Source organism: Pseudomonas sp. OE 28.3 (genome assembly GCF_014268205.2).
Taxonomy (GTDB): domain Bacteria; phylum Pseudomonadota; class Gammaproteobacteria; order Pseudomonadales; family Pseudomonadaceae; genus Aquipseudomonas; species Aquipseudomonas edaphica.
This window is the reverse complement of record NZ_CP077082.1, coordinates 3,558,248-3,581,854: the sequence shown is the minus strand read 5'-3', so window position 1 is coordinate 3,581,854 and position 23,607 is coordinate 3,558,248. Positions and strand designations below refer to the sequence as shown.

24 protein-coding genes, 1 tRNA gene and 2 pseudogenes are annotated in these 23,607 nt (G+C 57.5%); 16 read left to right on the top strand and 11 right to left on the bottom strand.

Going from position 1 to position 23,607, the window contains the following annotated elements; genetic code table 11:
* Positions 1-25 precede the first annotated feature (25 nt).
* Genes HU759_RS16085 through HU759_RS16070 form a run of 4 tightly spaced genes read left to right on the top strand, consistent with a single transcriptional unit; the run spans position 26 to position 3,831 of the window.
* Positions 26-1,087 carry an acyl-CoA dehydrogenase family protein gene (locus HU759_RS16085; protein ID WP_169986208.1) on the top strand — a complete coding sequence of 354 codons (1,062 nt, stop codon included), beginning with the start codon at positions 26-28 and terminating at the stop codon, positions 1,085-1,087.
* Positions 1,084-1,887: an ABC transporter ATP-binding protein gene (locus tag HU759_RS16080; RefSeq protein ID WP_170037589.1), complete on the top strand. Its 804-nt coding sequence runs from the start codon at positions 1,084-1,086 to the stop codon at positions 1,885-1,887. Before HU759_RS16085 ends, HU759_RS16080 begins: the two co-directional genes overlap by 4 nt.
* Complete coding sequence (locus HU759_RS16075; RefSeq protein WP_170037586.1) at positions 1,874-3,073, top strand: ABC transporter substrate-binding protein; 1,200 nt, start codon at positions 1,874-1,876, stop codon at positions 3,071-3,073. The genes HU759_RS16080 and HU759_RS16075 overlap by 14 nt, the downstream gene beginning before the upstream one ends.
* Positions 3,070-3,831 carry an ABC transporter permease gene (locus tag HU759_RS16070; protein WP_170037583.1) on the top strand — a complete coding sequence of 254 codons (762 nt, stop codon included), beginning with the start codon at positions 3,070-3,072 and terminating at the stop codon, positions 3,829-3,831. The genes HU759_RS16075 and HU759_RS16070 overlap by 4 nt, the downstream gene beginning before the upstream one ends.
* A 47-nt stretch (positions 3,832-3,878) precedes the next feature.
* Here the strand turns inward: HU759_RS16070 and HU759_RS16065 are convergent, their stop codons facing one another.
* A complete protein-coding gene (locus tag HU759_RS16065; protein WP_169986206.1) occupies positions 3,879-4,022 on the bottom strand; it encodes a hypothetical protein in 144 nt (47 codons plus the stop codon).
* A 172-nt stretch (positions 4,023-4,194) separates the two neighbouring features.
* On the opposite strand from HU759_RS16065, the gene HU759_RS16060 reads away from it, so the two are divergent.
* Positions 4,195-4,389 carry a hypothetical protein gene (locus HU759_RS16060; RefSeq protein ID WP_017138898.1) on the top strand — a complete coding sequence of 65 codons (195 nt, stop codon included), beginning with the start codon at positions 4,195-4,197 and terminating at the stop codon, positions 4,387-4,389.
* 27 nt (positions 4,390-4,416) lie between these two features.
* Here HU759_RS16060 and HU759_RS16055 read toward each other — a convergent pair whose 3' ends face one another.
* Positions 4,417-4,794 (bottom strand): fe2+ zn2+ uptake regulation protein, encoded by a 378-nt coding sequence (locus HU759_RS16055; protein ID WP_099549681.1) that lies wholly within the window; start codon positions 4,792-4,794, stop codon positions 4,417-4,419.
* Positions 4,795-5,033: 239 nt separating this feature from the next.
* Here HU759_RS16055 and HU759_RS16050 point away from each other — a divergent pair, with 239 nt between their 5' ends.
* The 3 genes from HU759_RS16050 (at position 5,034) to HU759_RS30040 (ending at position 8,310) form a co-directional block, all read left to right on the top strand.
* A complete protein-coding gene (locus tag HU759_RS16050; protein WP_186616848.1) occupies positions 5,034-7,313 on the top strand; it encodes an acylase in 2,280 nt (759 codons plus the stop codon).
* A gap of 212 nt (positions 7,314-7,525) precedes the next feature.
* Positions 7,526-7,599: transfer RNA gene (locus tag HU759_RS16045), tRNA-Cys, on the top strand.
* 294 nt (positions 7,600-7,893) lie between these two features.
* The gene (locus HU759_RS30040; RefSeq protein ID WP_026013832.1) at positions 7,894-8,310 is read left to right on the top strand and encodes a hypothetical protein; all 417 of its coding nucleotides are present in this window, start codon (positions 7,894-7,896) and stop codon (positions 8,308-8,310) included.
* Here HU759_RS30040 and HU759_RS16035 read toward each other — a convergent pair.
* A complete protein-coding gene (locus HU759_RS16035) occupies positions 8,290-9,252 on the bottom strand; it encodes a LysR family transcriptional regulator (RefSeq protein ID WP_017138895.1) in 963 nt (320 codons plus the stop codon). The genes HU759_RS30040 and HU759_RS16035 overlap by 21 nt on opposite strands.
* 310 nt (positions 9,253-9,562) lie before the next feature.
* On the opposite strand from HU759_RS16035, the gene HU759_RS16025 reads away from it, so the two are divergent.
* From HU759_RS16025 to HU759_RS16000, 6 genes and pseudogenes are all read left to right on the top strand, one after another.
* Positions 9,563-10,867 (top strand): serine hydrolase, encoded by a 1,305-nt coding sequence (locus HU759_RS16025; protein ID WP_186616850.1) that lies wholly within the window; start codon positions 9,563-9,565, stop codon positions 10,865-10,867.
* 338 nt (positions 10,868-11,205) lie between these two features.
* Positions 11,206-11,958: an alpha/beta hydrolase gene (locus tag HU759_RS16020; RefSeq protein ID WP_186616852.1), complete on the top strand. Its 753-nt coding sequence runs from the start codon at positions 11,206-11,208 to the stop codon at positions 11,956-11,958.
* A 311-nt stretch (positions 11,959-12,269) separates the two neighbouring features.
* The gene (locus HU759_RS16015; RefSeq protein ID WP_225932993.1) at positions 12,270-13,208 is read left to right on the top strand and encodes a DUF481 domain-containing protein; all 939 of its coding nucleotides are present in this window, start codon (positions 12,270-12,272) and stop codon (positions 13,206-13,208) included.
* A gap of 116 nt (positions 13,209-13,324) precedes the next feature.
* A pseudogene (locus HU759_RS29875) lies at positions 13,325-13,519 on the top strand (kinase); the annotation flags it as partial.
* Between the two features lie 103 nt (positions 13,520-13,622).
* Positions 13,623-14,603, top strand: a complete 981-nt coding sequence (locus tag HU759_RS16005) for an MBL fold metallo-hydrolase (RefSeq protein WP_217858118.1) — start codon at positions 13,623-13,625, stop codon at positions 14,601-14,603.
* A 779-nt stretch (positions 14,604-15,382) separates the two neighbouring features.
* Positions 15,383-15,577: a hypothetical protein gene (locus HU759_RS16000; RefSeq protein WP_186616854.1), complete on the top strand. Its 195-nt coding sequence runs from the start codon at positions 15,383-15,385 to the stop codon at positions 15,575-15,577.
* A gap of 118 nt (positions 15,578-15,695) precedes the next feature.
* Here the strand turns inward: HU759_RS16000 and HU759_RS15995 are convergent, their stop codons facing one another.
* Complete coding sequence (locus tag HU759_RS15995; protein ID WP_170037571.1) at positions 15,696-15,950, bottom strand: DUF3077 domain-containing protein; 255 nt, start codon at positions 15,948-15,950, stop codon at positions 15,696-15,698.
* A gap of 229 nt (positions 15,951-16,179) precedes the next feature.
* Here HU759_RS15995 and HU759_RS15990 point away from each other — a divergent pair, with 229 nt between their 5' ends.
* Complete coding sequence (locus tag HU759_RS15990; RefSeq protein ID WP_225932992.1) at positions 16,180-16,521, top strand: hypothetical protein; 342 nt, start codon at positions 16,180-16,182, stop codon at positions 16,519-16,521.
* A gap of 64 nt (positions 16,522-16,585) precedes the next feature.
* Here the strand turns inward: HU759_RS15990 and HU759_RS15985 are convergent, their stop codons facing one another.
* From HU759_RS15985 to HU759_RS15955, 7 genes and pseudogenes are all read right to left on the bottom strand, one after another.
* Positions 16,586-17,083, bottom strand: coding sequence for a hypothetical protein (locus HU759_RS15985; protein WP_177033181.1), 498 nt, complete (start codon positions 17,081-17,083; stop codon positions 16,586-16,588).
* A 211-nt stretch (positions 17,084-17,294) separates the two neighbouring features.
* Positions 17,295-17,525 (bottom strand): annotated as a pseudogene (locus HU759_RS15980) (helix-hairpin-helix domain-containing protein); the annotation flags it as partial.
* Positions 17,526-17,552: 27 nt separating this feature from the next.
* Complete coding sequence (locus tag HU759_RS15975) at positions 17,553-17,804, bottom strand: hypothetical protein (RefSeq protein WP_056860128.1); 252 nt, start codon at positions 17,802-17,804, stop codon at positions 17,553-17,555.
* Positions 17,805-18,338, bottom strand: coding sequence for an N-acetyltransferase (locus HU759_RS15970; protein ID WP_186616856.1), 534 nt, complete (start codon positions 18,336-18,338; stop codon positions 17,805-17,807).
* Positions 18,339-18,369: 31 nt separating this feature from the next.
* Entirely contained in the window at positions 18,370-19,791 is a 1,422-nt protein-coding gene (locus HU759_RS15965; protein WP_186616857.1) for an efflux transporter outer membrane subunit, read from the bottom strand.
* Positions 19,788-21,356 (bottom strand): DHA2 family efflux MFS transporter permease subunit, encoded by a 1,569-nt coding sequence (locus HU759_RS15960; protein WP_099549688.1) that lies wholly within the window; start codon positions 21,354-21,356, stop codon positions 19,788-19,790. The genes HU759_RS15965 and HU759_RS15960 overlap by 4 nt, the downstream gene beginning before the upstream one ends.
* Positions 21,349-22,458 (bottom strand): HlyD family secretion protein, encoded by a 1,110-nt coding sequence (locus HU759_RS15955; RefSeq protein WP_170037560.1) that lies wholly within the window; start codon positions 22,456-22,458, stop codon positions 21,349-21,351. Before HU759_RS15955 ends, HU759_RS15960 begins: the two co-directional genes overlap by 8 nt.
* Before the next feature lie 112 nt (positions 22,459-22,570).
* On the opposite strand from HU759_RS15955, the gene HU759_RS15950 reads away from it, so the two are divergent.
* On the top strand, positions 22,571-23,281 hold the full coding sequence (locus tag HU759_RS15950; RefSeq protein ID WP_186616858.1) for a CerR family C-terminal domain-containing protein: 711 nt from the start codon (positions 22,571-22,573) through the stop codon (positions 23,279-23,281).
* Positions 23,282-23,607 lie beyond the last annotated feature (326 nt).

Genomic DNA, 23,607 nt, shown 5'->3' with positions numbered 1-23,607 from the left:
CACCTGCTGTAAAAAGGAGAAACGAATGCTTGACCCTATCTTGAGCCGTTGGCTCGATGTTCAAGCGCAGGCCCTGGATGTGGGCAGTTGCGATCCACAGGAAGTGCTGCCAAGGCTGGCAGAGTCGAATGTATTAAGCATTGGCGTGCCCAAGGCGCTGGGCGGCTTGGGCGGTGATGTGACCGGCGCGGTGGAAGCCATTGCCAACGTGGCCAGCCATTCCCTGGCGGCGGCGTTTGTGTGTTGGGGCCAGCGCTCTTTTATCGAATATTTGTTGCAGAGCCCGAATGAGCGGCTGCGCGAGCAACTGTTGCCGGACCTGCTCAGCGGCAAGCTGGCCGGGGCGACCGGGCTGTCGAACGCGATGAAATTTTTGTCCGGCATCGAGACCCTGCAAATCAGCGCGGAGCCGACCGAAGACGGTTGGACCCTTAATGGCCGCCTGCACTGGGTGACCAACCTGCGCAAGAACGGTTTTGTTGCGGCGGCGGCGATTGAGCATGCCGGCGGCGGCGCGCCGTTTATTCTGGCCATCCCGGATTCGGTCGCAGGGCTGCAGCGTTCGCGTGACCTGGAACTGATGGGCCTGCAATCGAGCAATACCGCGGCCCTGGGCCTGGAAGGCGTGGAGCTGAGCCGCGACTGGTTGCTGCATGAAGATGCACGCAAGTTTCTGCCGGCCGTACGCCCGGCGTTCCTGGGTTTGCAGTGCGGCATGTCCATTGGCCTGGCGAGGCGCTCACTGGCGGAAGTGGCCAACCATTTGGGCTCCTCACGCACGGTGTTGCGTGACGAGCTGGAAGCCTTGCGAGCGACCCTCGATCACCTGGTCACAGAACTTAAAGGCGGCCTGTTGGCCGGTCGTTTTGCCGTCGAGCCGGTGCCCTTGTTCAAACTGCGCATCGCCCTGGCCGAAACCGCCGCCAGCGCGGTGCAGCTGGAACTGCAAGCCAGTGGTGGCAAGGCCTACCTCACAGCCCATGGCAGTGGCTTTGCACGGCGCTGGCGCGAGTCGGCCTTTGTGCCGATCGTGACGCCAAGCCTGGTGCAGCTGCGCACCGAGCTGCACCGTCAGGCCAACCTATGAGTCAGGCGGTACTGAGCGCCGAGGGTATTTGCCTGGGCTATGCCAGCGGGCCGGTGTTGCAAGGGTTTGATTTGCAGCTGCAGCCGGGCGAAGTGGTGTCGATCCTCGGCCCCAGCGGCGTGGGTAAATCCAGCCTGCTGCGCGTGCTGGCCGGTTTGCAGGCGCCGCATGGCGGTAGCGTGCAGGTGCTGGGCGAGCCGCTGGCCGGGCCGCATCCACGGGTGGCAGTGGCGTTTCAAGACCCCAGCCTGTTGCCCTGGCTGAACCTGGAAAAGAACGTCGCCTTTGGCCTGGATTTCGCCCGTCAGCCGCACTTGAGCCTTGAGCAGCGCCGCCAGCGCGTCGACCACGCCATTGCGGCGGTCGGCCTGGAACATGCGCGCCAGCAGTTTCCAGCGCAGTTGTCCGGCGGCATGGCCCAGCGCACCGCGTTGGCCCGTTGCCTCGCCCGCCAGCCGCAGGTGTTGCTGCTGGATGAGCCGTTCGGCGCGCTGGATGAAGTCACCCGCGCCGACATGCAGCGCCTGCTGCTCAAGGTCAATCGCGAGCAGGGTTCGGCGGCGGTATTGATCACCCACGACATCGACGAAGCGCTGCTGCTATCCGACCGCATCCTGCTACTGGGCAACCGCCCGGCGCGGACCTTGGGCGAATGGCGCATAGATTTGCCGCAACCGCGCGAAGAGCAGGTTGAAGCCATCGGCGCGTTGCGTATCGAGATTCTGAAAACCTTACGGCAGGCGAGCCGCCCTCAACCCAACCCCATTGATCAACAGGAGTTTTCACATGTGTCTGGATGACCTTACGCACTCGCGCCGTGACTTTCTCAAACTCTCGGCGGTGCTCAGTGCCGCCGGTGCCTTGCCGCTGCTCAGCAGCCTGCAAGCCCGCGCCGCCAGCGAGCCGGACGCGCCGGTACGCATCGGCTATTTGCCGATCACCGACGCCACGCCCTTGCTGGTGGCGCATAACAACGGTTTGTTCGAGGCCGAAGGCATCAAGGCCGAGCGCCCGGTGCTGTTGCGCAGTTGGGCGCAGGTGATCGAGGCGTTTATTTCCGGGCAGGTCAACGTGATTCACTTGCTGTCGCCGATGACGGTATGGGCGCGCTACGGCAGCAAGGTGCCGGCCAAAGTCGTGGCCTGGAACCATGTCGGCGGTTCGGGCCTGACGGTTTCGCCGGGCATTACCGAGGTGAAGCAATTAGGCGGCAAGTCGGTGGCGATTCCGTTCTGGTACTCGATCCACAACGTAGTGGTGCAGCAACTGTTCCGCGACAACGGCCTCACGCCAGTAGCGCGTGCCGCCGGGGCTGCGATTGCGGCCAATGAGGTCAACCTGATCGTGTTGCCGCCTTCGGATATGCCGCCGGCATTGGCGAGTAAACGCATTGACGGCTACATCGTCGCCGAGCCGTTCAACGCCCTGGCGGAAAACCTCAAGGTCGGCCGCGTGCAGCGCTTTACCGGCGATGTGTGGCGCAACCACGCCTGCTGCGTGGTGTTCATGCACGAGCATGACCTGACCAACCGCCCGGAGTGGTCGCAGAAGGTGGTCAATGCCATCGTCAAGGCGCAGGTGTGGACTCGCGAGAACCGCGAAGAGGCGGTGAAGCTGCTGTCCAAGGACGGCCCGAACCGCTATACACCGCACGCCGAGCCGGTGTTGAGCAAGGTGCTGGCCCCGGCCGCCGCCGACCGTGCCGCGTACCTGGCTGACGGCGCGATCCAGCATGCCAACTGGGACGAGCATCGCATCGACTTCCAGCCGTACCCATTTCCCAGCTACACCGAGGAATTGGTACGGCGCTTGAAGGACACTTTGATCGAAGGCGACAAGAAATTCCTCGCTGACCTGGACCCAACGTTCGTGGCCAAGGACCTGGTGGACGACCGCTTCGTGCGCAATGCCATCGAATCCGTGGGCGGCATGAAAACCTTCGGTTTGCCCGACGGTTACGAACGGCACGAGGAGATCGGCGTTTGAACAACGGCAGAATCCCTGGCTGGTGGCTGGGGCTGAGTGGTTTGGCCGGCTTGCTGTTGCTGTGGTGGTTGGGTGTGAAAGTGTTTGGCGATACCGATGGCTTGTCGGCGCGCTTTTCGCTGGCGGCAACGGCAAGCAGCTTGTGGGAATTGCTCGGGCGCAGCGAGCTGTACCTGCACATCGCGGTGAGCCTGAAGCGCATATTCGTTGGGCTGTTTCTGGCCTTGTTGGTCGGTGTGCCGTTGGGGCTGCTGGTGGGCAGTTCGCGCAACCTGGAGGCCGCCACCACACCGGCGTTCCAGTTTCTGCGGATGATCTCGCCACTGTCCTGGATGCCCATTGTGGTGATGTTGATGGGCGTGGGTGACCAGCCGATTTACTTCCTGCTGGCGTTTGCGGCGGTGTGGCCGATCATGCTCAACACCGCCGCTGGCGTACGCCAGTTGGACCCGCGTTGGTTGCAACTGAGTAAAAGCCTGAGCGCCACGCGCTGGGAAACCCTGCGACGGGTGATCATTCCCGGCGTAGTCGGGCATGTGCTGACCGGCGTGCGCCTGGCCATTGGCATTTTGTGGATCGTGCTGGTGCCGTGCGAAATGCTCGGGGTGAGCGCGGGGCTGGGGTATTACATCCTCGACACGCGTGACCGCCTGGCGTATTCGGAGTTGATGGCGATGGTGGTGGTGATCGGCTTGCTGGGGTTTGCGCTGGATGCCTTTGCGCGCTGGCTATATCAACGTTGGGTGCATGCAGGCTGACTGCAGGCGTCTCGCTTTGCTCACTGCAAAGCGAGACGCGCGTGGTGTCAGCGGTGCTCGTAGCCACGGCCGCCATCGTAGCGATGGTCGTGGTCGTGCCAGCCGCCACCGCCGCCACGTGGGAAAAAGAAGCAGCCGCTCATGGTCAACATGATCAGCAATGGAATCAACAGTGTGATTCGACGGAGCATTTTCAAATCCTCTAAAGTACCGACAGGTTCAATCAGGCGCGGAACAAGCCAAAATTTCTCAGCGCCTGTAACATATGACCCTGCCGAACCGGTGCCATCCCCGTAACCGGGTATGTGCTTGGCATGCTCGGCGATACAAAGTGGATACATTCTTAAGCTTCAGGAACCCGTCATGACCCAAAAGCAACGTTTGAAATATTCGATTCTGATCGCCCTGACAGTACTGGCGTCGATGTTTGGCCTGTCTTATCTGCAAAACACCGGCGTGATCAGCGAAAAAACGTTCCAGTACCTGGCGATTGCGATTGCCGTCGTGGTAGTGGTGATCAACGGCATCATGCGTCGCAAGGTCAAGCCTCACTTCTGATGCCTGCTGGAGCGCCGAGCGAAAGCGTCAGGCGCGACTGTCGAGCACTTTGGCAGCCTCTGCATGGAGGCTGTAGCTCTTATCGGCATTGAGGGTGATCACGCCCTCGCTGCACAGGCGCTTCAGCACCTCGCGCACACTGAGAAACGACAACGGAATGCCCAGCTCCAGCAAATGGCTGTGCACACCGCGCACGCCCAATGTGCGCTGGTTGTCGGCAGCAGTGAGGAGGGCGTCAATGACCTTCAGCCGGATCAGGCTGGTGCGCAAACCGAAGCACTTGAGCAAATGGCGGATACGCTGGTTGCCGTGCTCCGGCGCTTTGCCGAACGCTTGTGCGCCGCCGCCGTAATTGGCGTCGGCAGCCGGTGAATGTCCATCCATGGGCGGTTGCGGGTTGTACATGCAAAAAACTCCTTATCAGAGCCTGATCAGGAAAATGATGGCGCTCTTATTTGAATAAGACGAACGAGCGAGCGAAATCATGAAGTCCTGGATGTAGAAATTTTGTCGGTATCCGCTTTGTCACACGTCGACCGCCCTTAAAAAACACCCGCTGCGGCTAAATTATTCCCGGTTGCCTGCGTTCTTACGGTGGGGTCGTTGCCCCCTGTAAGGGTGTCCAAATTGACTGTGGAGCTTGCGTGATTATTTCCAACCGGTTGTCCAAGGCGTGCGTGGCAGGGCTATTGCTGGGGCTGAGCCTGAACGCTTCAGCGCGTGAACAGGTGACACAGGCTTCAGCCGATATTCGCCGCACCACCTTCGGCGTGCCGCACATCCGCGCCAATGATGAGCGTGGCTTGGGTTACGGTATTGGTTACGCGTATGCGCAAGACAACCTGTGCCTGCTGGCCAATGAAGTGGTCACGGTGAACGGCGAGCGTGCGCGGTTTTTCGGCCCGGACCAGGCGGCCCTCGAAGAGCGCAACAACCTGGCCAGTGATGTGTTTTTCAACTGGCTGAATACGCCCCAGGCGGTTGCCGCATTCTGGAAGGCGCAAACCCCACAGATGCAGCAGCGCATCGAAGGCTATGTCGCCGGCTACAACCGTTATCTGAAAGAGCAGGGCGCACCGACCCAGTGCCACGCCACCTGGGTGCGCCCGTTGGTGGTGGAAGACCTGGTCAAGCTGACCCGCAGGCTGCTGGTGGAAGGCGGTGTCGGCCAATTCGCCGAAGCCCTGGTCGGCGCCACGCCGCCTAACGCCACTGCCGCTGTGCCGTTGAGCATGAAGGCCTTTGAACTGGCAGCAGCCAATCAGCAACGCTTCAGCCTCGACCGTGGCAGCAACGCCGTGGCCGTGGGCCGTGATCGTTCATTTAATGGCCGTGGCATGCTGCTGGCCAACCCGCATTTTCCGTGGGTCGGTGGCATGCGTTTTTATGAGATGCACCTGACCATCCCGGGCCAACTGGACGTGATGGGCGCAGCACTGCCGGGTTTGCCGGTGATCAATATCGGCTTTAACCAGCACGTGGCCTGGACCCACACGGTGGACACGTCCAAGCATTTCACCCTGTATCGGCTGACCCTCGATCCCAAGGATTCCACGCGTTATCTGCTGGATGGGAAATCCATCGCTATGGAGCATCGTGCGGTGAAGGTCCAAGTCAAACAACCCGATGGCAGCCTCAAAGAGGTCACTCATACGGTCTACAGTTCGCAATTCGGCCCCGTGGTGCAATGGCCCGGCAAGCTCGACTGGGACAGCCACTACGCCTTCAGCCTGCGCGACGCCAACCTGGGTAACGACCGCGTGCTGCAACAGTGGTACGCGATGAACCGCGCCACCAGCCTTAAAGAACTGCAAACCTCGGTGCACACCCTGCAAGGCATACCGTGGGTCAATACCGTGGCCGCCGACGACCAGGGCCAGAGCCTCTACATGAACCTGTCGGTGGTGCCCAACGTCAGCGCAGCCAAACTGGCGCAATGCAACGACCCTCGCGCGGGCCTGCAAATGATCATGCTCGACGGCGCCCACAGCGCCTGCGCCTGGGACGTTGACCCGCGTGCAGCGCAACCTGGCATCTTCGCTGCCGACCAGTTGCCGCAACTGCAACGCACCGACTACGTGCAACACTCCAACGACTCGGCGTGGCTGGCCAACCCCAAGTCGCCACTCACCGGCTTCTCCCCGGTGATCAGCCAGGACCACATCGGCCTCGGCCCGCGCGCACGCTTCGCCGTGCAGCGCCTGCAATCCCTGGAGAAGCAACCGATCAGCGTGGCCGACCTGCAAAACATGGTCATGGACAACGAGGTGTACCTCGCCAGCCAAGTCATGCCAGACCTGCTCGAATATTGCGCCAAACATCTGGGCACTGACGCCGCCGCGCTGCAACCGTTGTGTACCAGCCTGAAAGCCTGGGACCAGCACGCCAACCTCGACAGTGGCATCGGCCTGGTGCATTTCATTAACCTGGTCGAACACCTGCAACAAATCCCCGACGCCTGGCGCGTTGCCTTCGACCCGGCGCAGCCGTTGACCACACCCCGTGGCCTGGCCATCGACCACATCGAGGTGGCCAAAGCCCTGCGCGAAGCCATGCTGGCCTCCAGTGAAGAGGTCAGTAAACTCAAGGCCACCCGCTGGGGCGACATCCAGGTCAGCGGCCAAACCCCCATGCACGGCGGCCCGCAACAGCTGGGCATCTACAACGCCATGCAAACCGTGCCCCGCGCCGATGGCAAACGCGAAGTCGTCAGCGGCACCAGCTACCTGCAAATCGTCACCTTCGACGACAAAGGCCCCCAGGCACTGGGCGTGCTGGCCTTCTCCGAATCCAGCAACCCCGCATCCAAACACGCCAAGGACCAGACCCAAGCCTTCTCCGAGAAAAAGCTGCGCGCGCTGCCTTTCACCGAAGCCCAGATCAAGGCCGACCCGCACTATCAGCAACAGCGCATCCAGGAGTAGGGCAGGCCCGCAACTCCTTGATGACTATACGAAATATTTTTGAAATCAAGGGGTTGCAGGTAAAAGCAAATGCGTACATAATGGCGCCCATCGAACGCAACGAAGCATTTAAAACTTCAATGCATTCAATGAGTTAGAGTAGAGACAGGGTTTTACAGCCCACTCAAGTTTTTATGCGGTGAATGTCAGCAGTCAGGGCATTGATCGTTTGAGGCCGAGTAGCAAAATGGTTATGCAGCGGATTGCAAATCCGCCTACGCCGGTTCGATTCCGACCTCGGCCTCCACTCTTGAAAACCCCGTAGATTAACGTCTACGGGGTTTTTTATTGTCTGAGATTTGCTCATCGCTTTCGCAATTTTTCGGATCACTTCCGCAACACTGCCTTTTTTCGGGAAATTCAAGACGCCGTTATCGTTATGCCTCTCCTCGATTGGACGTGGGATTGTGCTTGAGACTAAGGAGCCTAAGCGCCCACAACGGCCGGAAGCGGTCATACGTAGCATCTGCTGGCTCATCCGAAGTCCAGACGCGTTTGTTATCAAGGTTGACGTTCGGATTCCATTGACGGCTCTGCGTTCTTGCAGGTCGTCGATAAAGCTACTCAGGCCGGATTGGATTCCGGCATCCTCCAAACGAAGATGGAGGCGTTTTTCGGTCTTGCCCTGGCCAATCAGCAAAAAGCCATTGTTCAAGTCGGTGGCTGCAATCTTGAGCACATCGGCGGGACGTTGGCCGGTCAGGTAGGCCAGATCCATCGCGTCCTTGAACTCCTGTACCGCTTCCGCGTATACCGCGTTCCATACGGTTTCACCGGCATAATAGTCCCGTGGCTTTTCCTTGTTTCGGCGAACGTCAAAGCAAGGGTTTGCTTTGTCAGTCAGCCCTGCATACAACGGAGGGGAAAGAGAGAAAGTTCGGTTCTCATGCTGACCAGCGCTTCGTTTGCTCAGATGGAGCTCGACCGTAGTCTGAAGTTAGTCCGAGATGGCCGCTGACTGAGTTACGACAGGCAGGCGTTTTTCTGCCTCGTCGATAATCAGTGCGATGGTTTTTCTGGCGATGGGTGACAACGTACGGCCGGCATGAAACACGATGGTTTCCGGGATAGAGCGCAAATGTATGGGGATCGCAGGCTGGATTTTTTCGATTAGATCGATCAGCACGCCACTCTCCAAATCAGGCGCTAGCCAAGATTGCCAAGTGAGCAGTAGCGCGTCGCTAGTCAGCGTGGCCTGACGCAGGCAGTTCAGCTCATTGCATACCAACTTCCACGGCAGTAGTGTCGTCGAGGGCATTCCGAATAGCGCCCGGGCGTGCACGTCGTCCGTGGTCACAGCAGCCCACGGGTAGGCGAGTAGTTGCTGATGCGTCACCGGCTCGGCCTGTCGAGCCAGTGGGTGCTCGTGGCGACAGAAGATAGAGGCCGGTTGTGGCGGCAAACTCCGAACGTCAAAGCGTGGGTCTACCCCCTGCTCGACCCGCACGCTCGCTACGACAAACTCGATGTCTTCCTGTGCCAGTTGGTTGGCCAAGTGATGCCAGTAATTGACTTCAGGGGTCACCACCAGCTTGGGCGCGCTCTTGCGCAAGGCCAGCAGCACGTTGGGAAGGGTGGTGTTGGCGGTCATCATGCCGACGCCGAAGTTGAGTTCACCTCCCTGCCCCCCGGCGATGTCGCTGGCCTCCGCGACCAACTTGTCGGCGCACGCCAGCATCTCGCGCGCCCGAGCAATGAGCTGGTGACCAGCGCATGTCAGCGTCACTGAGCGGGTGTCCCGATCAAACAGGCGCACCTTTAGGTCTTTTTCCAGCGATTGGATGCTACGGCTGAACGCCGTCTGCGAAAGATGGGCTCGCTCCGCAGCCCGGGAGAAGTGCAGTTCCTCTCCAAGCAAGACCAGGTGACGAATTCGCTTCAAGTCAATTAAGTCGCTCAATGCATCAATCGCTCTTCATATTTGCATTGGACGGTTGTACCTCATTCCCAGAAAATTCGCCAGAGTTTGCGCTTGGTTGGCAGCCTGCGCGTTTGCGTTTCGATGCCCTGAAACGATGACGGCCGGCTCAACTTTAAAAAGGGTGAGACCTTCTTGATGATCTTCAAAGGCATTCACGACCTGCAATTGAGTACAGAGCTCCGTGTGATCTTGCGGCCTTAGGTCTAATTGGTTGCTGTGAACAGAAAAGGCCTGCTGGCCACCCGATTGCGACGCAATCCGAGTAATCAAGCGTGCGAAGGAGACTAAAATGCAAGTGAAAATAGACGCTCTGCAAACCTTGCCGGGCAGCGCTATAGCCCAGCATGACGTCCAGCCGCAGTTCCTCAGCGCCGACGCCAGCGATCCGCAGGTCATAGGCTGGATGCAAGGTTCACCGCCGGTGCCGGAAAAGGTCGTGCGGTTCAGCAGCATCCTGCAGTTCCCGCAGACGCGCTGGTCGTTCTCGCATCTGCGCGAGCTGTTGCCAAGCGTGCAGGTCGCGCGTGGAAAGGGAGCAGCCAGCCCGTTACCTCGCGCCGAACGCGGAGACATCGACGCCCTGGTCTTCACCCTACTGGGCAGCGACCGCACTATGACCTGGGAACAGTCACTGAAGGCCAACTACACCGATGGGATCCTGGTACTGCACCGCGGGCAAGTGGTCTATGAACGCTACTTCGGCGCGTTGACTGATCAGGGCCAGCACATTGCCATGTCGGTCACCAAATCTTTTATCGGCACCTTGGCGGCGATGCTGGTCGAGGAAGGTAGTATCGACCCACAGGCGAAGGTCAGCCACTACGTTCTGGAGTTGAGGGACAGTGCATTTGGCGATGCCACGGTACGCCAAGTAATGGATATGACAGTCGGTGTTCGCTACTCGGAAGACTACGCCGACCCCAAAGCGGAAATCTGGGAGTACTTACGAGCCGCCCATATGACATCGCGACCGGAGGGATACGTCGGCGCAACCGCGGTGACCGAATACCTGATGAAACTGCGCAAAGAGGGCGAGCACGGTCAGGCCTTTGCTTACAAGACGGTCAATACCGACGTTTTGTCCTGGGTGATCCAGCGCGCGACGGGCAAACCCATCGCAGTCAATCTACAAGAGCGCATCTGGAGCAAGCTGGGGGCCGAGCAGGACGCCTACTTGATCGTCGATGAGGTGGGTACCGCGTTTACCGGTGGCGGTTTCAACACCTCGTTGCGCGACTTGGCCCGTTTCGGCGAGATGATGCGCCTGGACGGCAAGTTTAATGGCCAGCAGATAGTGCCCAAGAGCGTGATCGCGAATATTCGTGGGGGCGCCAGCCAGCAAGACTTCGCCAAGGCAGGCTATGAGCTGCTGCCAAACTGGAGTTATCGCAACATGTGGTGGGTGTCCCACGACACTCATGGCGTCTACTCGGCACGTGGGCTCCACGGACAAAGCATGTATATCGACCCCAAGGCGAAAATGGTCATTGTGCGTTATGCCTCGCACCCCTTGGCTAGCAGTTCGAACTTCGATCCGACTACCTTGCCCGCCTATCGAGCGGTGGCCAATCATCTGATGGCCAACTCGCTATAGTGCGATGAAAAGCGGTAATAGCAGGCATTGGAGAGTGGGCGGCAGTGTTCCGCGATGTACCATTCGCCAATGTTGAGTCGTTTCGCAATAACGAATACTGCTTAGACCGGTTGACCAACGCTGGTTTGAACGATTACTTATTTTAATTTTTAATAATATTTATACTGGAATATATTGTGGGCTCGCTAACTAATCCTCAAAAACCTAGTTTTAGAAGTCGCGCACTTATAGCATATCTTTTGCTGGTCAGGCGAAAATCAGTTTATGGCTCCTTGGATAGAGTGCTGAAGAGTTTTCGGAAATCACGAGAGCAGGGCCCTGCAAGACCAACTATTAAAATGCAAAAGAAAATCTCCATCGAACTCCAAATGGTTGATGGTATCGAAGTCTACAGGCTAGCCCCTAAAGATGACCAAGCAAGCTCCAAACATATTTTCTATCTTCATGGTGGAGCTTACGTTTGGCCTATTACGTTTCTGCACTGGCGCTTTCTTCAAACGTTAGTCGAAAGATATGGCTATATTATCATAGTGCCGCTTTATCCCCTTGCACCAGAGACTAAATGTAAAACCGTTATTTTTCGCATGTTGTCTATATATAAGCTTGCTTGTTTTAACGCTCGATGTCACGCAATGAATGTAATGGGCGACTCAGCTGGCGGCGGCCTTGCAGTTGCCCTCTGCTTCGCGTTAACAGATATCGGATATGTGCAACCTACTAAGCTAGTATTGATCTGCCCTTGGATGGATGTCACGTTGAGTAACGAGTTAATTTCAAAAACCGAGAAGTCAGATCCAATGCTCTCCGCGAGAGGTTTAAGAGCGGCCGGCATGATGTATGCGGGAGGTCTTGGTACGGACCACAACTACGTAAGTCCGATTAACGGAGATCCAGAAAATCTACCTCCGATCCTTATTTTCGCTGGCACCCGCGACATTATTCACCACGATGCAATTAATTTCTGTGAGAAAACGTTGGCGCTTGGAGGTGAGGTTCAGTTGCATATCGGGAGAGGAATGATTCACGTGTGGCCAATCCTTCCGATACCTGAAGCGAAACAAGCTATGGATAAAATAGCTTGTTTTCTTTAATGCTGGTATGAGCGTCAACTGTCAAGTAAATAAGTGATGCGCAGCAGTCCTGTATGATTTCGAATCGGTCAAGCTAAATAGCTCTATTTAGAAACTTAGATCTCGCGGCTAACGACGGCATTGAGATTGCGATGCTGACTTCACGCTGCAAAGCGAACGGAGGGCGGTTCTTCATAATGTAAAACACGGTAATTGTGACATATGGCAGGTTTCTCAAGCCCGGTGGGTTCGTCATGCGATTAACAGCGGTGATATTGTCGTGCTCTGTCTACGTGAGCGTTCTTTCACTGTGCGCATCTGCGGACAATGTAATGCTGAAAAATGGTGACCGTGTTAGCGGAGACATCATTTTGATGGAGGGCGCAAATCTTGTTCTGAGTACGAATTACGGAGGCGATATAACGATCAGTAAGGACCAGATTCAAACTTTGGAAAGCAAACAGCCGCTCATGGTAAAGCAAGTGGGCCAGTTGCAAGGAACTGTTGAATCGATTCAAACCGGTCCGCAAGGCAACGTGCGAGTTGGTGTGGGCGTTGGTTTGAGTCTTGTCGACCTTAACAATATCGACCAGATTATGAAGCCCCAACCCAACCTCACGGCTGCAATTTGGAAGGGGAACATTGACCTTGCGCTTCATGCCGAAAAGGCTAAGGCAGAGAGTGAAAATGTTGAACTTGCGGCACAAACAAGTTTTGTCAGTGGCTCTTGGCGGCATAGCGCGACTGCTCACGTCCGCGAAGATGACGCAGAGGTTGCAAGTACGGCAAACTGGAGTGCCGAGTACTCCGTGGATCGTTTCCTAACCGATAACTGGCTTTGGGAAGGAGGCTTCAATTACAAAAAGGATCAGTTCGAAGACCTAATAACCAGGCGAAAAATTGGCACCGGTCCCGGTTACCAATTCTGGGACGATCAATTAGGCAAGCTTACCATCGTAGCGCTGTTGAATCGTATGCGTTTCGGGTACTCAGACGGTAGCAGTAGTACGTTTTACTTCACGTCTGCCCGCTGGGACTTCAAACGATATCTGGTTGGAAAAAAGTTTGAATTTTTTACATCGGGTGAGTTGGGAAGGCCACTCAGCGATATAGCATATTATGCTTATGACTCTGAGCTAGGCTTGCGTTACAGTGTCACGGAATGGGCTTCCTTAAATCTGAAATATGAACACGCGGTAGTCGCGGGTAAATCCGATAATAGCAACTTGGACAGTGCTAGATATACAGCCGGTTTTGGTGTGAATTGGTGATGAATATTTTGCATGCCTGGATGAGCGCCCAGTGCGACCTCGAGCCCGAAGGTTCGGCCATCAGCAAAGCAATCGATGACAGCCTGAAATTCTGGGCAGCGCTGTAGCGCTACTGCAAACATGGACACCAGCGCCGGGTAGTAACCAGGGAAATTGATATTCTTGGGCTGACTCCGCCGACCTGGCAATCTGGACTGGATTACGAATATGAGACGTGGGGAAACGATCCGTTTAATATAGACACAGTCTTGGCGTCATCGCAAAGTGTGATTGGCAACGCTTACTTAGCGGGCGCTTACAGCGTAGCTTAATGCGTCTCGTCTTATATGAGGGCCAGCTTAGATAAAAAACTAGATCCGGCTATGGAGGGCAGCGATGCCTATCCATTTCAATATCAATATCAGGAGATGTAGCGTGAGTCGTAGCAAAAAAGTGTTGGGCTGTGCATTTGTTATGGCAGTGTTGGCAGGGGCGCTCTGGGGGGCATGGAAATTCTCATCACCCTCGGTTCAACCCTTTGCTTCGCTAAGACCGCAAGTCGGTCAAGGATCTCCGGACTTGACGGTGCGTTTTCTGGGCGCTGGCACATTGAGCTTCGATGATGGGGAGACTGCGATCATGGAGGACGGTTTTTTCTCACGGCCAAGTATTTATTCGGTGCTACTGACGGCTATACAGCCTAATGAGCAGCGCATTGATGCAAGTTTGCGCAGCGCTGGCATTTCCAAGCTTGCAGCGATATTCGTCGCGCATTCGCATTACGACCATGTCCTGGACAGTGGCTTGGTTGCTCTCAAAACAGGCGCTACGGTATTGGGTACAGCATCGACTGCCAACGCCGTTATGGGTGCCGGATTACCTCCTGAGCGTATCAAGGTAATCAAAGACGGAGATTCTTTTTCGTTTGGTCAATTTCAAATCAAAGCCTTCGAGACCCCGCATTCACCACATCCCACCTCACCAGGTTTCATCGATCATCCGCTGCACACTCCTGCCCGGCAGGAGGATTTCAAAGTTGGCGAAAACTTCTCGTACCTGATTACTCATGGCAGCCGTCGTCTTCTGGTGATCGCCAGTGGTAATTACAGTCCAGGCAAGTTCAAGGATGTCAGGGCAGATGTGGTGTTCCTTGGCATCGGAACGTTAGGTAAACAAACCCCGGAGTTTGTCGCGCAATATTGGCAAGAGGCGGTTGTCCAGACGGGCGCTAAAATCGTGATCCCGATCCATTGGGATAATTTTTTTGAGCCCTTGGACCAACCGTTGACCGCTATGCCGCGCATATTGGACTCTTTCGATCAGAGCATGGGCATGTTGATACCCCTGGCACAACGGGACGCTGTGAAGGTGCAACTGCCTGTCGCTTTCGCCCCGATCGATCTAGATGCCTTGTAGCCATCGAATAGGCCGGCGACTCGGTTGGCCTAAAGAAGCCACCGGTAAATTAAGAAAACGCAAGGACCCGATTTTCTCAAAGAAATATGGGGGGAGTGATCTATGGCGCCCAAAAAATAGCCCCATGCGCTCGGTCTTGTGTCGGTTGCAGGCAGCAGGAATCAGCCAATTCCTGCTCTTCGTGAAGGAATGTTTTGGGCCGATAGCTGCCTGTCTTGCCGTTGTGTCGAGGGCCAGCTCAGGGAGTGGGTGAAGCGACGGCGGCGATGCTGATCAGCCAAGATTGGAGCGAAAAACAGTTCCGCAATGAAAAATCAACGTCGCGCAAACAAAGGTCTCCGGCCGTTTAAATACATCACAAATGCGGAAAAGTAATTTATTTAACTAATTGATTTTTAGAGTTTTAATTGTGGATTGCAAATCCGCCTACGCCGGTTCGATTCCGACCTCGGCCTCCACTCTTGGAAGCCCCGTAGATCAACGGTCTACGGGGTTTTTTAATGCCTGCAATTTGAAAGCCGTTCCGCAACCCCGCGCATGTCTCGCGCATTGAGCCTCGGGCCAACTACATGAACAATGCGTTGCAGGACTTCATTTCGGATGTTGGGGCGATTTTATCCAGGGCTTTTGCTGATGCACTTTGATAATTTTGCATGTCGGTCGAATGCGCTTTTTAATTACAAATCAGTATAAGAAACTGCTAATTTTCACAGGTTCACAAAAATCAATGACGATGGATGATTTCATCTCCATTAAATATTAATGTAAAGGAGATTGTTATGTCTATTGATCATATGGTTTATGCTTACACGCTATCGGAAGATAAAGACAACATTTTAGATAAGGAGCAGTCGCTTGAAGTTTTAGACTCTTTTAAGCCTACTGATGAAGAGCAATTCAAACTCTTAAAAGAACTGTTGAAGGGCAAGACCGACGAGGAAATTCGGCAGTTTTTAGCGCAGGCGAATAGTTGATTGCTGTTGTGCCACGGTCAAAACCTCGCTTCGGCGAGGTTTTTTTGACTAAAAGGGGTCAGGCCACAATTTCTGAATGTTAAAAAAGGTGGTCTTCCCATGTTCAATTGCTAGGCGGTCAATGGTCAGCGGCTATTGGGCTCAATTTCTCCAACGCATCATCCACGAGCAGTTGCGCGTTCTCAATCAGCTGCGCCAACCCAAATATTTGAAACCGTCGAGATCCAGTTGATCCGAACGCTTGTTCATTCGCCATAACCGATGCCGAAGCCAAAATTTCACTTGCATTCACTAGCGCATCTTCCGTGCTTAATTCTGTCCTCACTTTAAACGCGTTAGTCGAATGGTCGTTGCCAGGTGTGGGTGTTTTCAAGAGTGATGCTCCAAAGGGCAATACTCAGATAATTCAGGTTGCGACGCCCGGTCACAGTAATTACTGCGACGGCAAATCCTAACCAAGTCACTTCCTATGGCTCAACCTCGTTAGTTTGTGGGAAACGTCCGAGACCAAGCAGAGCAGCGTTAGCGATGTTCAGAAAGTAAAATTATAAGGCGAGCTGGCGAGCTGCCATGTACCCTCATGCCTTTCCTGGGGGATAACAATGAAAATCTGGCTAATGGTTTTAGTCACTGCGATGCTCACGGCCTGCGCCGACAGCGGTCCTATAAAAGTGGGGCCTGACACCTACACCATCTCAACGCGAGTTCCCCTTGGTGGGCCGGCCTCGGCGAAAGGCCAGGCGCTGAAAGAAGCGAATCAGTTTTGTGAGTCTCAAGGCCGGGAAATTCTTCTAGACCACATGCAGTCAAGCGAATGCGCCTTGCACGGCGGCTGCGGGGAGGCGGAGATATTCTTCTTTTGCCTGGCCAAAGGCGACCCGCAATTAAAACGCCAAAAGTACAGCCCCGATCCAACTCAAAAAATCGAAATCGACCAGCGCTGATGCTCTGCTGCCGAGAGAAGGGACGGACCTATGTTCAGTGACATGAATCCATCCCTTTCTTTTGTTAAGCCGCCACCGCCGTAGCAACCGGAGCGTACAGTGCTTGGCGTTCCAGAAGGCTCAGCAACTGCCAATTTTTCCCGACGCGTTTATACAGATCGGCGTTGTGTGGGATCTTCACCGTATTGAGCAGCCGCTGTTGGTAGCAGCCATACAGGTGTTTCAGAAAACCAGGTGGCATCACGATGTCTGTACTTGGCACATGGAACGAAATTGCCATGGGCCATTCTTTTTGACGAACGGACCCCAGCAGAGCAGGGCTGACGTCTTCAGGTTTGCCAATGGATACCCAGGTGGCGGGGTGTTTGCCATCCATCCAATGGGCGAACCATTCTGGCAGGCGCCCGCGCTTTGCCGGGTAGGGCATCAATACGCCAGCCTGCATTTTCTTGATCAGGTTTTCCCGAGTCAGTCGGTGGGTGATGCGCACGGTGGGAAGGCGATTTATTGCCTCCAGAAACGCTTTGTTATCAGCGAGTGCTGACTGACTGCTCTCGAGCACATTAATCCCAGCGAACTTCCAGTTCAGAAATCTCCCGTTCCAGCGGCTCCATGGATTCAAACCATGCATCGAAACCGTTGAGCTGTTCGTCGGCCAGGTAGAGGTAATAGCCTCCGGTTTCACCTGCGGTGTCATCCTGGATCGTTATCGTCCAGCCCGTGTGTTCCCCGGATAATATCGTTCCGCTGCGAGTCGTGGGCATGGGTGGCTTAGTCGCCCTCGCAAGCGCCACGGCCGCTGTAATGGCTGCCCGTGCCTGGGGGCTGTTTTTCCAGCAGGTCGACCCGACTGCTGCCGATGCTTGCGCCAGAATGTCGCTCACGTTCGACTTTCCAAGCACTTCCAATGAGTCAATGCCCATCTGCTCCAGCCGTGTAATCACGGTGGGACCTACGCCCTTGAGAGCGAGCAAAGCGGTTCTTTCTTCCAATGAAAACGGCATGTATAAATTCCTTTTTTTTATTACTCGCTAGGCCTCAGCGCGGACAATCCGTTGCGCCTTCACTTCTTCGGCGTACACGCCAAGCTTTGCTTGTTGCGCAGCCAGCAATGCGCACATTTTCATCAGCGCCACCGCTTCATCGGGTGTTCGGCCGTTCGCGGCCATCGCCGTCAGCTCCACCACCGACCAGCCGATAACTGCGCGTGCATCGTCAAGGTCGTAAAACAGTTCTTGTTGTGCGGTTCTGGGCCCGTCGAGGCCCTCTATCAGTTCGGCCATTTAGCGCTGCGCCTGCTGTTTCAATTGAAGTCCCATGACGACCATCCCTATGTCGGCAAGGTCCGTGCTGAAGGGGATTTCGCCCGTGCGCCGAAACCCGAATGCCTCATAAAAGCCCTGTGCACTGACGTTGGTTTTGAGCACGTCCAGCCACAGTAAATGCTCACCACGTTGCGCCACTTCATCGCGAACACACTGCAACAGTTGTTTGCCGTAACCCCTGCCGGCGGCGGATTTGAGCAGGTAGATTTTCTGCAGCTCCGCGCCCACTTCACCGGTTAACGGCGCCGGCACCGACCAATTCACTTTGGCAAACCCGACGGCGTTGCCTTGTTCATCGAAAGCAGTGAACCACGCATGCTTGCCTGGCAACTCGAGTGACTGGCGCAGCGCACTGGATGAAAAATCCTGCTCAAGAAAACCGTGCATACCGGCAGGCGACCATAATGTCGAAAAATGCTCGCGATAGGTCTGGCAACCGACCTCGCGCAGCGTATCGATATCGGCCGTTGTCGCTTTACGAAGGGTGATCATGTTGTTCCTTGGTTTATGTGCGTAGAACCCTTTACAGCGTCCAGCCTAACCCAAGCGCCTTGTGCAGCGAGGCAAAATCCTTCAGCAGTTCAGCGTCGCCGGATATCCGGCTCTCTTGCGCCTGGTAGCGCGTGCGCTCGGCGTCCAGCCAATCGAGGGTGCTGGCCGTGCCCGCGCGATAACGCTGGCGTGTCAGGTCGGCGGCGCGTACTGCCGAAGATTCCACATTACGCAGCAGCACCACATTCTGGCGCTGACGCCCATAGCGTGCCAAGGCCACATCCGCATCGCGCAATGCACTCAATACCACGCTCTTGTACTGCGCCAAGGCTTCATCGCGTCCGGCCTCGGCGCCTTTGACGCTGGCGGCGACGCGGCCGAAGTCGAGGGCGTTCCAGGTGATGCGCGGCAGGACCAGCCAGGTGCCGCTGTCTTTACGCGCAAGGTGGCCGGGGTCGCTGGCCGAGAAGGACAGGTCGCCGGTGAGGCTGAGCTTGGGGAACCAGTCGGCGGTTTTTTCGCCGATCTGTGCGTTGCTGGAGGCCAGTTTACGCTCGGCCATGCGGATATCCGGGCGCGCCCTCAGCACCGCCGCCGGGTCGGCCAGCGGCACGGTGCCGGGCAAGGCGGGCAGGGCGCGGGCGGCGGCGAGTTGGCCATCCAGTTCGCCGGGTTCCAGGCCGCAAAGCAGGCCGAGTTGGTCGAGGGATTCGACGATGGCGGCTTGCAGTGGCAGGCGCTGGGCCTGGGTGTTTTCGGCTTGGGTGATGACTTGTTCAAGTTGCAGTTGCGAGGCCACGCCGCGCTCGCGGCGCTGCTGGGTGAGGTCCAGGGCCTGGTTTTCGATGTCGACGCTGGAGTCCACCAGTGCCAGGCGTGTTTGCTGGTCGCGCAGGTCGGTGTAGGCCTGGACGATTTCGGCGGCCAGTTGCACCTGGGCATCGGCCAATTGCGCCTGGGACGCGTCGGCTTCGGCCTGCGCAGCCTCGACGGCGCGACGGGTGCCGCCGAACAGGTCGGCTTCCCAGCTGGCATCGAAGCCGGCGAGGTAGAGGTTCAGCGGGCCGCGGCCGCCGCCACTGTTGCCACCCAGCGCGGAGGTGTCGGGCGAGCGCAGTTTGAGCATCGCAGCATCACCGCTGACCTTGGGCATCGCGTTGGCCTGTGCGCCGCTAAGGCTGGCGCGCGATTGCTTCAACCGGGCCTGGGCGGTGGCGATGTCGGGGCTGTTGCGCAGGGCTTTGTCCACCAGTTCGTTGAGCTGCGCGTCGCCCAGCGTGCGCCACCACTGCGCGACAGCGGGTGCGCCAGCGGAGGTGTTATCGGCATGCGGCAGGCGCCCGGCCGCCAGGGTTTTTGGCGCAACGTTGGGGGCACCCTGGTAGTCGGGGCCGACCGTGCAGGCGGACAGCAGCGCAACGCTGAACAGAAGAGCAAGCTTGCGAGGGATCATCGGGTTACCGTGCGCTTTTTCAGAATGAATATCAGGGGCAGGCACGCCAGCATCGCCAGTCCCAGTAGATAAAACGAGTCGTTGTAGGCCATGACCGAAGCTTGCCGCGCGATATCATTGGCCAGTTGCGCAAAGGCTTGCAGCTGTGAGGTGGACGCATCACCGGTTTGTGCCAGGTAGCTGGCGGTGCTGCTTGCCATGTGGTCCTGGGCCAATTGGCTGTTGGCCTGGACGCCTTCGCGCAGCATGTCGTCGTGAAAGTGGCTGCGCCGGTCCATCAACACGCCGAGCAGGGCCAGGCCGATGGTGCCGCCCAGGTTGCGCGACATGTTGTACAGCCCGGCAGCGTCCCCGGCTTCGTGGGTTTGCACCGAGCGCATGGATAATTGGCTTAGAGGCATCATCACCAGGATCTGCCCGAACCCGCGCAGCAGTTGCGACCAGATAAAGTCATGGCCAACGCTGTCAGTGGTGAGCGTGGTGTCGACGTAGCAACTGGCCCAGTACAGCAACAGCCCGGCGCCGACCATCCAGCGCAGGTCGTAGCGGCCCAGCATTCTTGGCAGAATCGGCATCAACACAAACGCCGGAATCCCCGATAACAGCATGATCGCGCCCGACTGCTGCGCGTTGTAGCCCGACAAAATGCCCAGGAATTGCGGCACCAGGTACGCCGTGCCATAGATGCCGGCGCCGACCGCTGTGCCGATCAACAGCACGCTGCCAAAGCTTTTGTTGAGCACCAGTTGCAGGCGCAGGATCGGGGTTGTTGAGCGCAGTTGCCCCACGGCAATCAGGAAGAACCCGGTGACGGTGGCGATGCTCAGCCAGATGATCAGCAGCGAATCAAACCAGTGTTCGCGCTGGCCTTCTTCGAGCACCACGGTCAGCGAACTCAAACCCATGGCCAGGCCGAGGATGCCCAACCAGTCAGCGCTGATAAAGCGTTGCAGGTTCATGCGCTCGGTCGGCAGGCCGGTGATCAGCAAGGTGATCAGCGCAATGCTGATGGGCAGGTTCAGAAAGAAACACCAGCGCCAGTTGATGTTTTCCGTGAGCCAGCCGCCGATCACCGGGCCCAGCAACGGGCCGAGAATCACGGTCATGCCGAACATGGTGGTGCCGATCGCCAGTTGGTGCGGGGGCAGGCGCGTGCGCACGATGGTCTGCGCGGTGGGGATCATGGCGCCGCCGGCAAAGCCCTGGCCGATGCGCCCGGCGATCATCGCACCGAGGCTGGAGGACAAGCCGCAGAACATCGAAAACGCGGTGAACATCAGCGCGGTGCCGATCAGAAAGCGGCGCAGGCCGAATACCCGCGTCAGCCATGCGGCGAGCGGGATCATGACGATTTCCGACATCAGGTAGCCGGTGGCGATCCACGTGCCTTCGGTGCCGGTCGCGCCGATCTGGCCCTGGATCTGCGGCAGCGCCGAGTTGGTGATCGACACGTCCAGCGTCGCCAGCAACGCGCCCAATGCCCCGGCAGCCACGGCGATCCAGTCGGTCAACGAGGCGTTGCGCGGTTTTTCGGCGACGGCCTCGGCCATCAGCGCCTCAGCCATGGTTGGCATCCGCCGCGTGGCTACGCGTGTCGACTTCGACGGTGGCCGACAGGCCGGGCATCAACGACGCGCGAATATCATCGGGTACATCAAGGGCAATCCTCACCGGCACACGCTGCACGATTTTGGTGAAGTTGCCGGTGGCATTCGAGGGCGGCAGCAAGGCGAACTGCGCGCCAGTACCGGGCGACAGGCTGTCGATATGCCCCTGCAGGTTGCGGCCGGGCAGTGCATCCACGTGCACTGTGACGGCCTGGCCGGGACGCATGGCGCCGATCTGGGTTTCCTTGTAGTTGGCGGTCAGGTAGATCGCGCTGATCGGCACCACCGTCAGTAAGCGCGTGCCGGGCTGCACATACTGGCCGACGCGCACACCACGGTCGGCCACCCGACCCTCCAGCGGGCTGCGGATCACCGCATCATCTACATCCAGCTGGCTCTGCGCTTCGCTGGCCTTGGCCACGCCGAGTTGCGCCTGGGCCTGCTTGAGCTGGGCTTGCAGGGTGCCGTAGCGGGTTTCGCTGGAGCGCAGCGCTGCCTGTTTGGCCGCCACGGTGCTGCGTGCCTGCGCCAGTTGGTTGTTGAGTTGCGCCAGGCGTTCTTCTGGCTCGGCGCCGGAGCGGGCCAGCGGTGCATAACGGGCCACTTCGGTTTGTGCGTGTTGTGCGTCGGCCTGGGCGCCTTGCAATTGGGCGCGGGCTTCGGCAATGGTGGAATCTTGCTGTACCAGGTCGGCCTGGGCTTTGGCGTAGTCGGCATTGCGCGCAGCTATCGTCGCCGAGGCTTCGTCGCTCACCGCCTGGTATTTGCGCGCATCCAGGCGCACCAGCACGTCGCCACGCTTCACGTTCTGGTTGTCGCTGACCAGCACCTCGGCCACATAGCCGTTGATCTTGGGCGCTACGCTGATGCTGTCGGCCTGCAGGTAGGCATCGTCGGTGGTCTCGATAAAGCGCCCGTCCAGCCACCACCACGCGGCCCAGCCAAGGCCGCCCAGCAGCGCGAGGGTGGCGATGCTCAGGAGAATGCGGCGCGCTTTGCTGCGCTGGCCATTAACGGTGTCTTCAGGAATGACCTGAGGGGAGGGTGTTGCAGCGGACATCGAGTCATTCCTGTTTGTGAGAGCCGGTTTTATATCGGATGGAATAAATTCTATTTTTCGCGAATTTTTGTCAACTGGTATATTTTGGTCCGGTATTCGAGAGGAGCTGCACATGGCACGACATAAACCTGCTGCCGAAGGTGGTTACCAGCGCGGTGAAGAAACCCGCGCACGTATCGTCGAAGCGGCGGTCGAGGTGTTTGGCGAACGCGGCTATGACCGCGCGTCCACCCGTGACATCGCCACGGCTGCCGGGGTTAATGCGCCCGCGATCCAGTACTACTTCGATGGCAAGGAAGGCGTGTACCTGGAGTGTGTCGAGCATTTGATCACGCTGCTGTGGCGCAAGATGTCGCCGTGCGTGGAAGCGGCCGAGGCCGCGTTGGCGGATGCCAAGGCGAGCGATAAAACCTTGATCGACGTCTCGCTGGGCATTCTGGGTACGGTGGTCTCCACCATCCAGGACAGCCCCCAGACCACGATCTGGCGCGCATTTATGGATCGTCATCAGGCCGGCCTGTGCCCGCAAAGCGCAACCACCGCCTTTGAAGACCGCTTCAAGGCACGCATTGGTCGGGTCATACGCCAACTGATCGCGCGCCTTTCCGGCTTTGCCGTGGAAGACGAGCGCACGGTGATTCACTCCATGGCGCTGTTCACCCAGGGCTTGGCGTTTCGGGTGCAGAAGCCCAAGTTGCTGGAAGCGCTGAAGTGGACCGAGGTGAATCAGAAGGAGATGGAGGCGGTGCGCGATGTGGTGCTGATGCAGGCACGGTTTACGCTGGAAGGGTTGGCCAGGCAGCGGGATGTGCGCACGACCTGATGATTTTTTCGAATTGCTTGTATGTGGGAGCTGGCTTGCCTGCGATGGCCCTAGGTACCTACACAACTTTTCAAGGCAGCCAATTTCTCCTGTGGCGAGCAGGCTTGTCGAATCGTCGCACCGCCTGCGTTGGGCTGCGAAGCAGCCCCAAACCCAGTCGCTGAGTTCTTTCAGGAACATTGCAGTGCCTTTATTGGGGCCGCTCGCACCCCAGCGCAAGCAAGCTTGCTCGCCACAACAGCCCACTCATACTAGAGGTTGTCAGCTAGCACAGAGTAACGGCGCTTCGAAAACACCGGCAAAACCCGCCTGGCGTTGTGAAATGT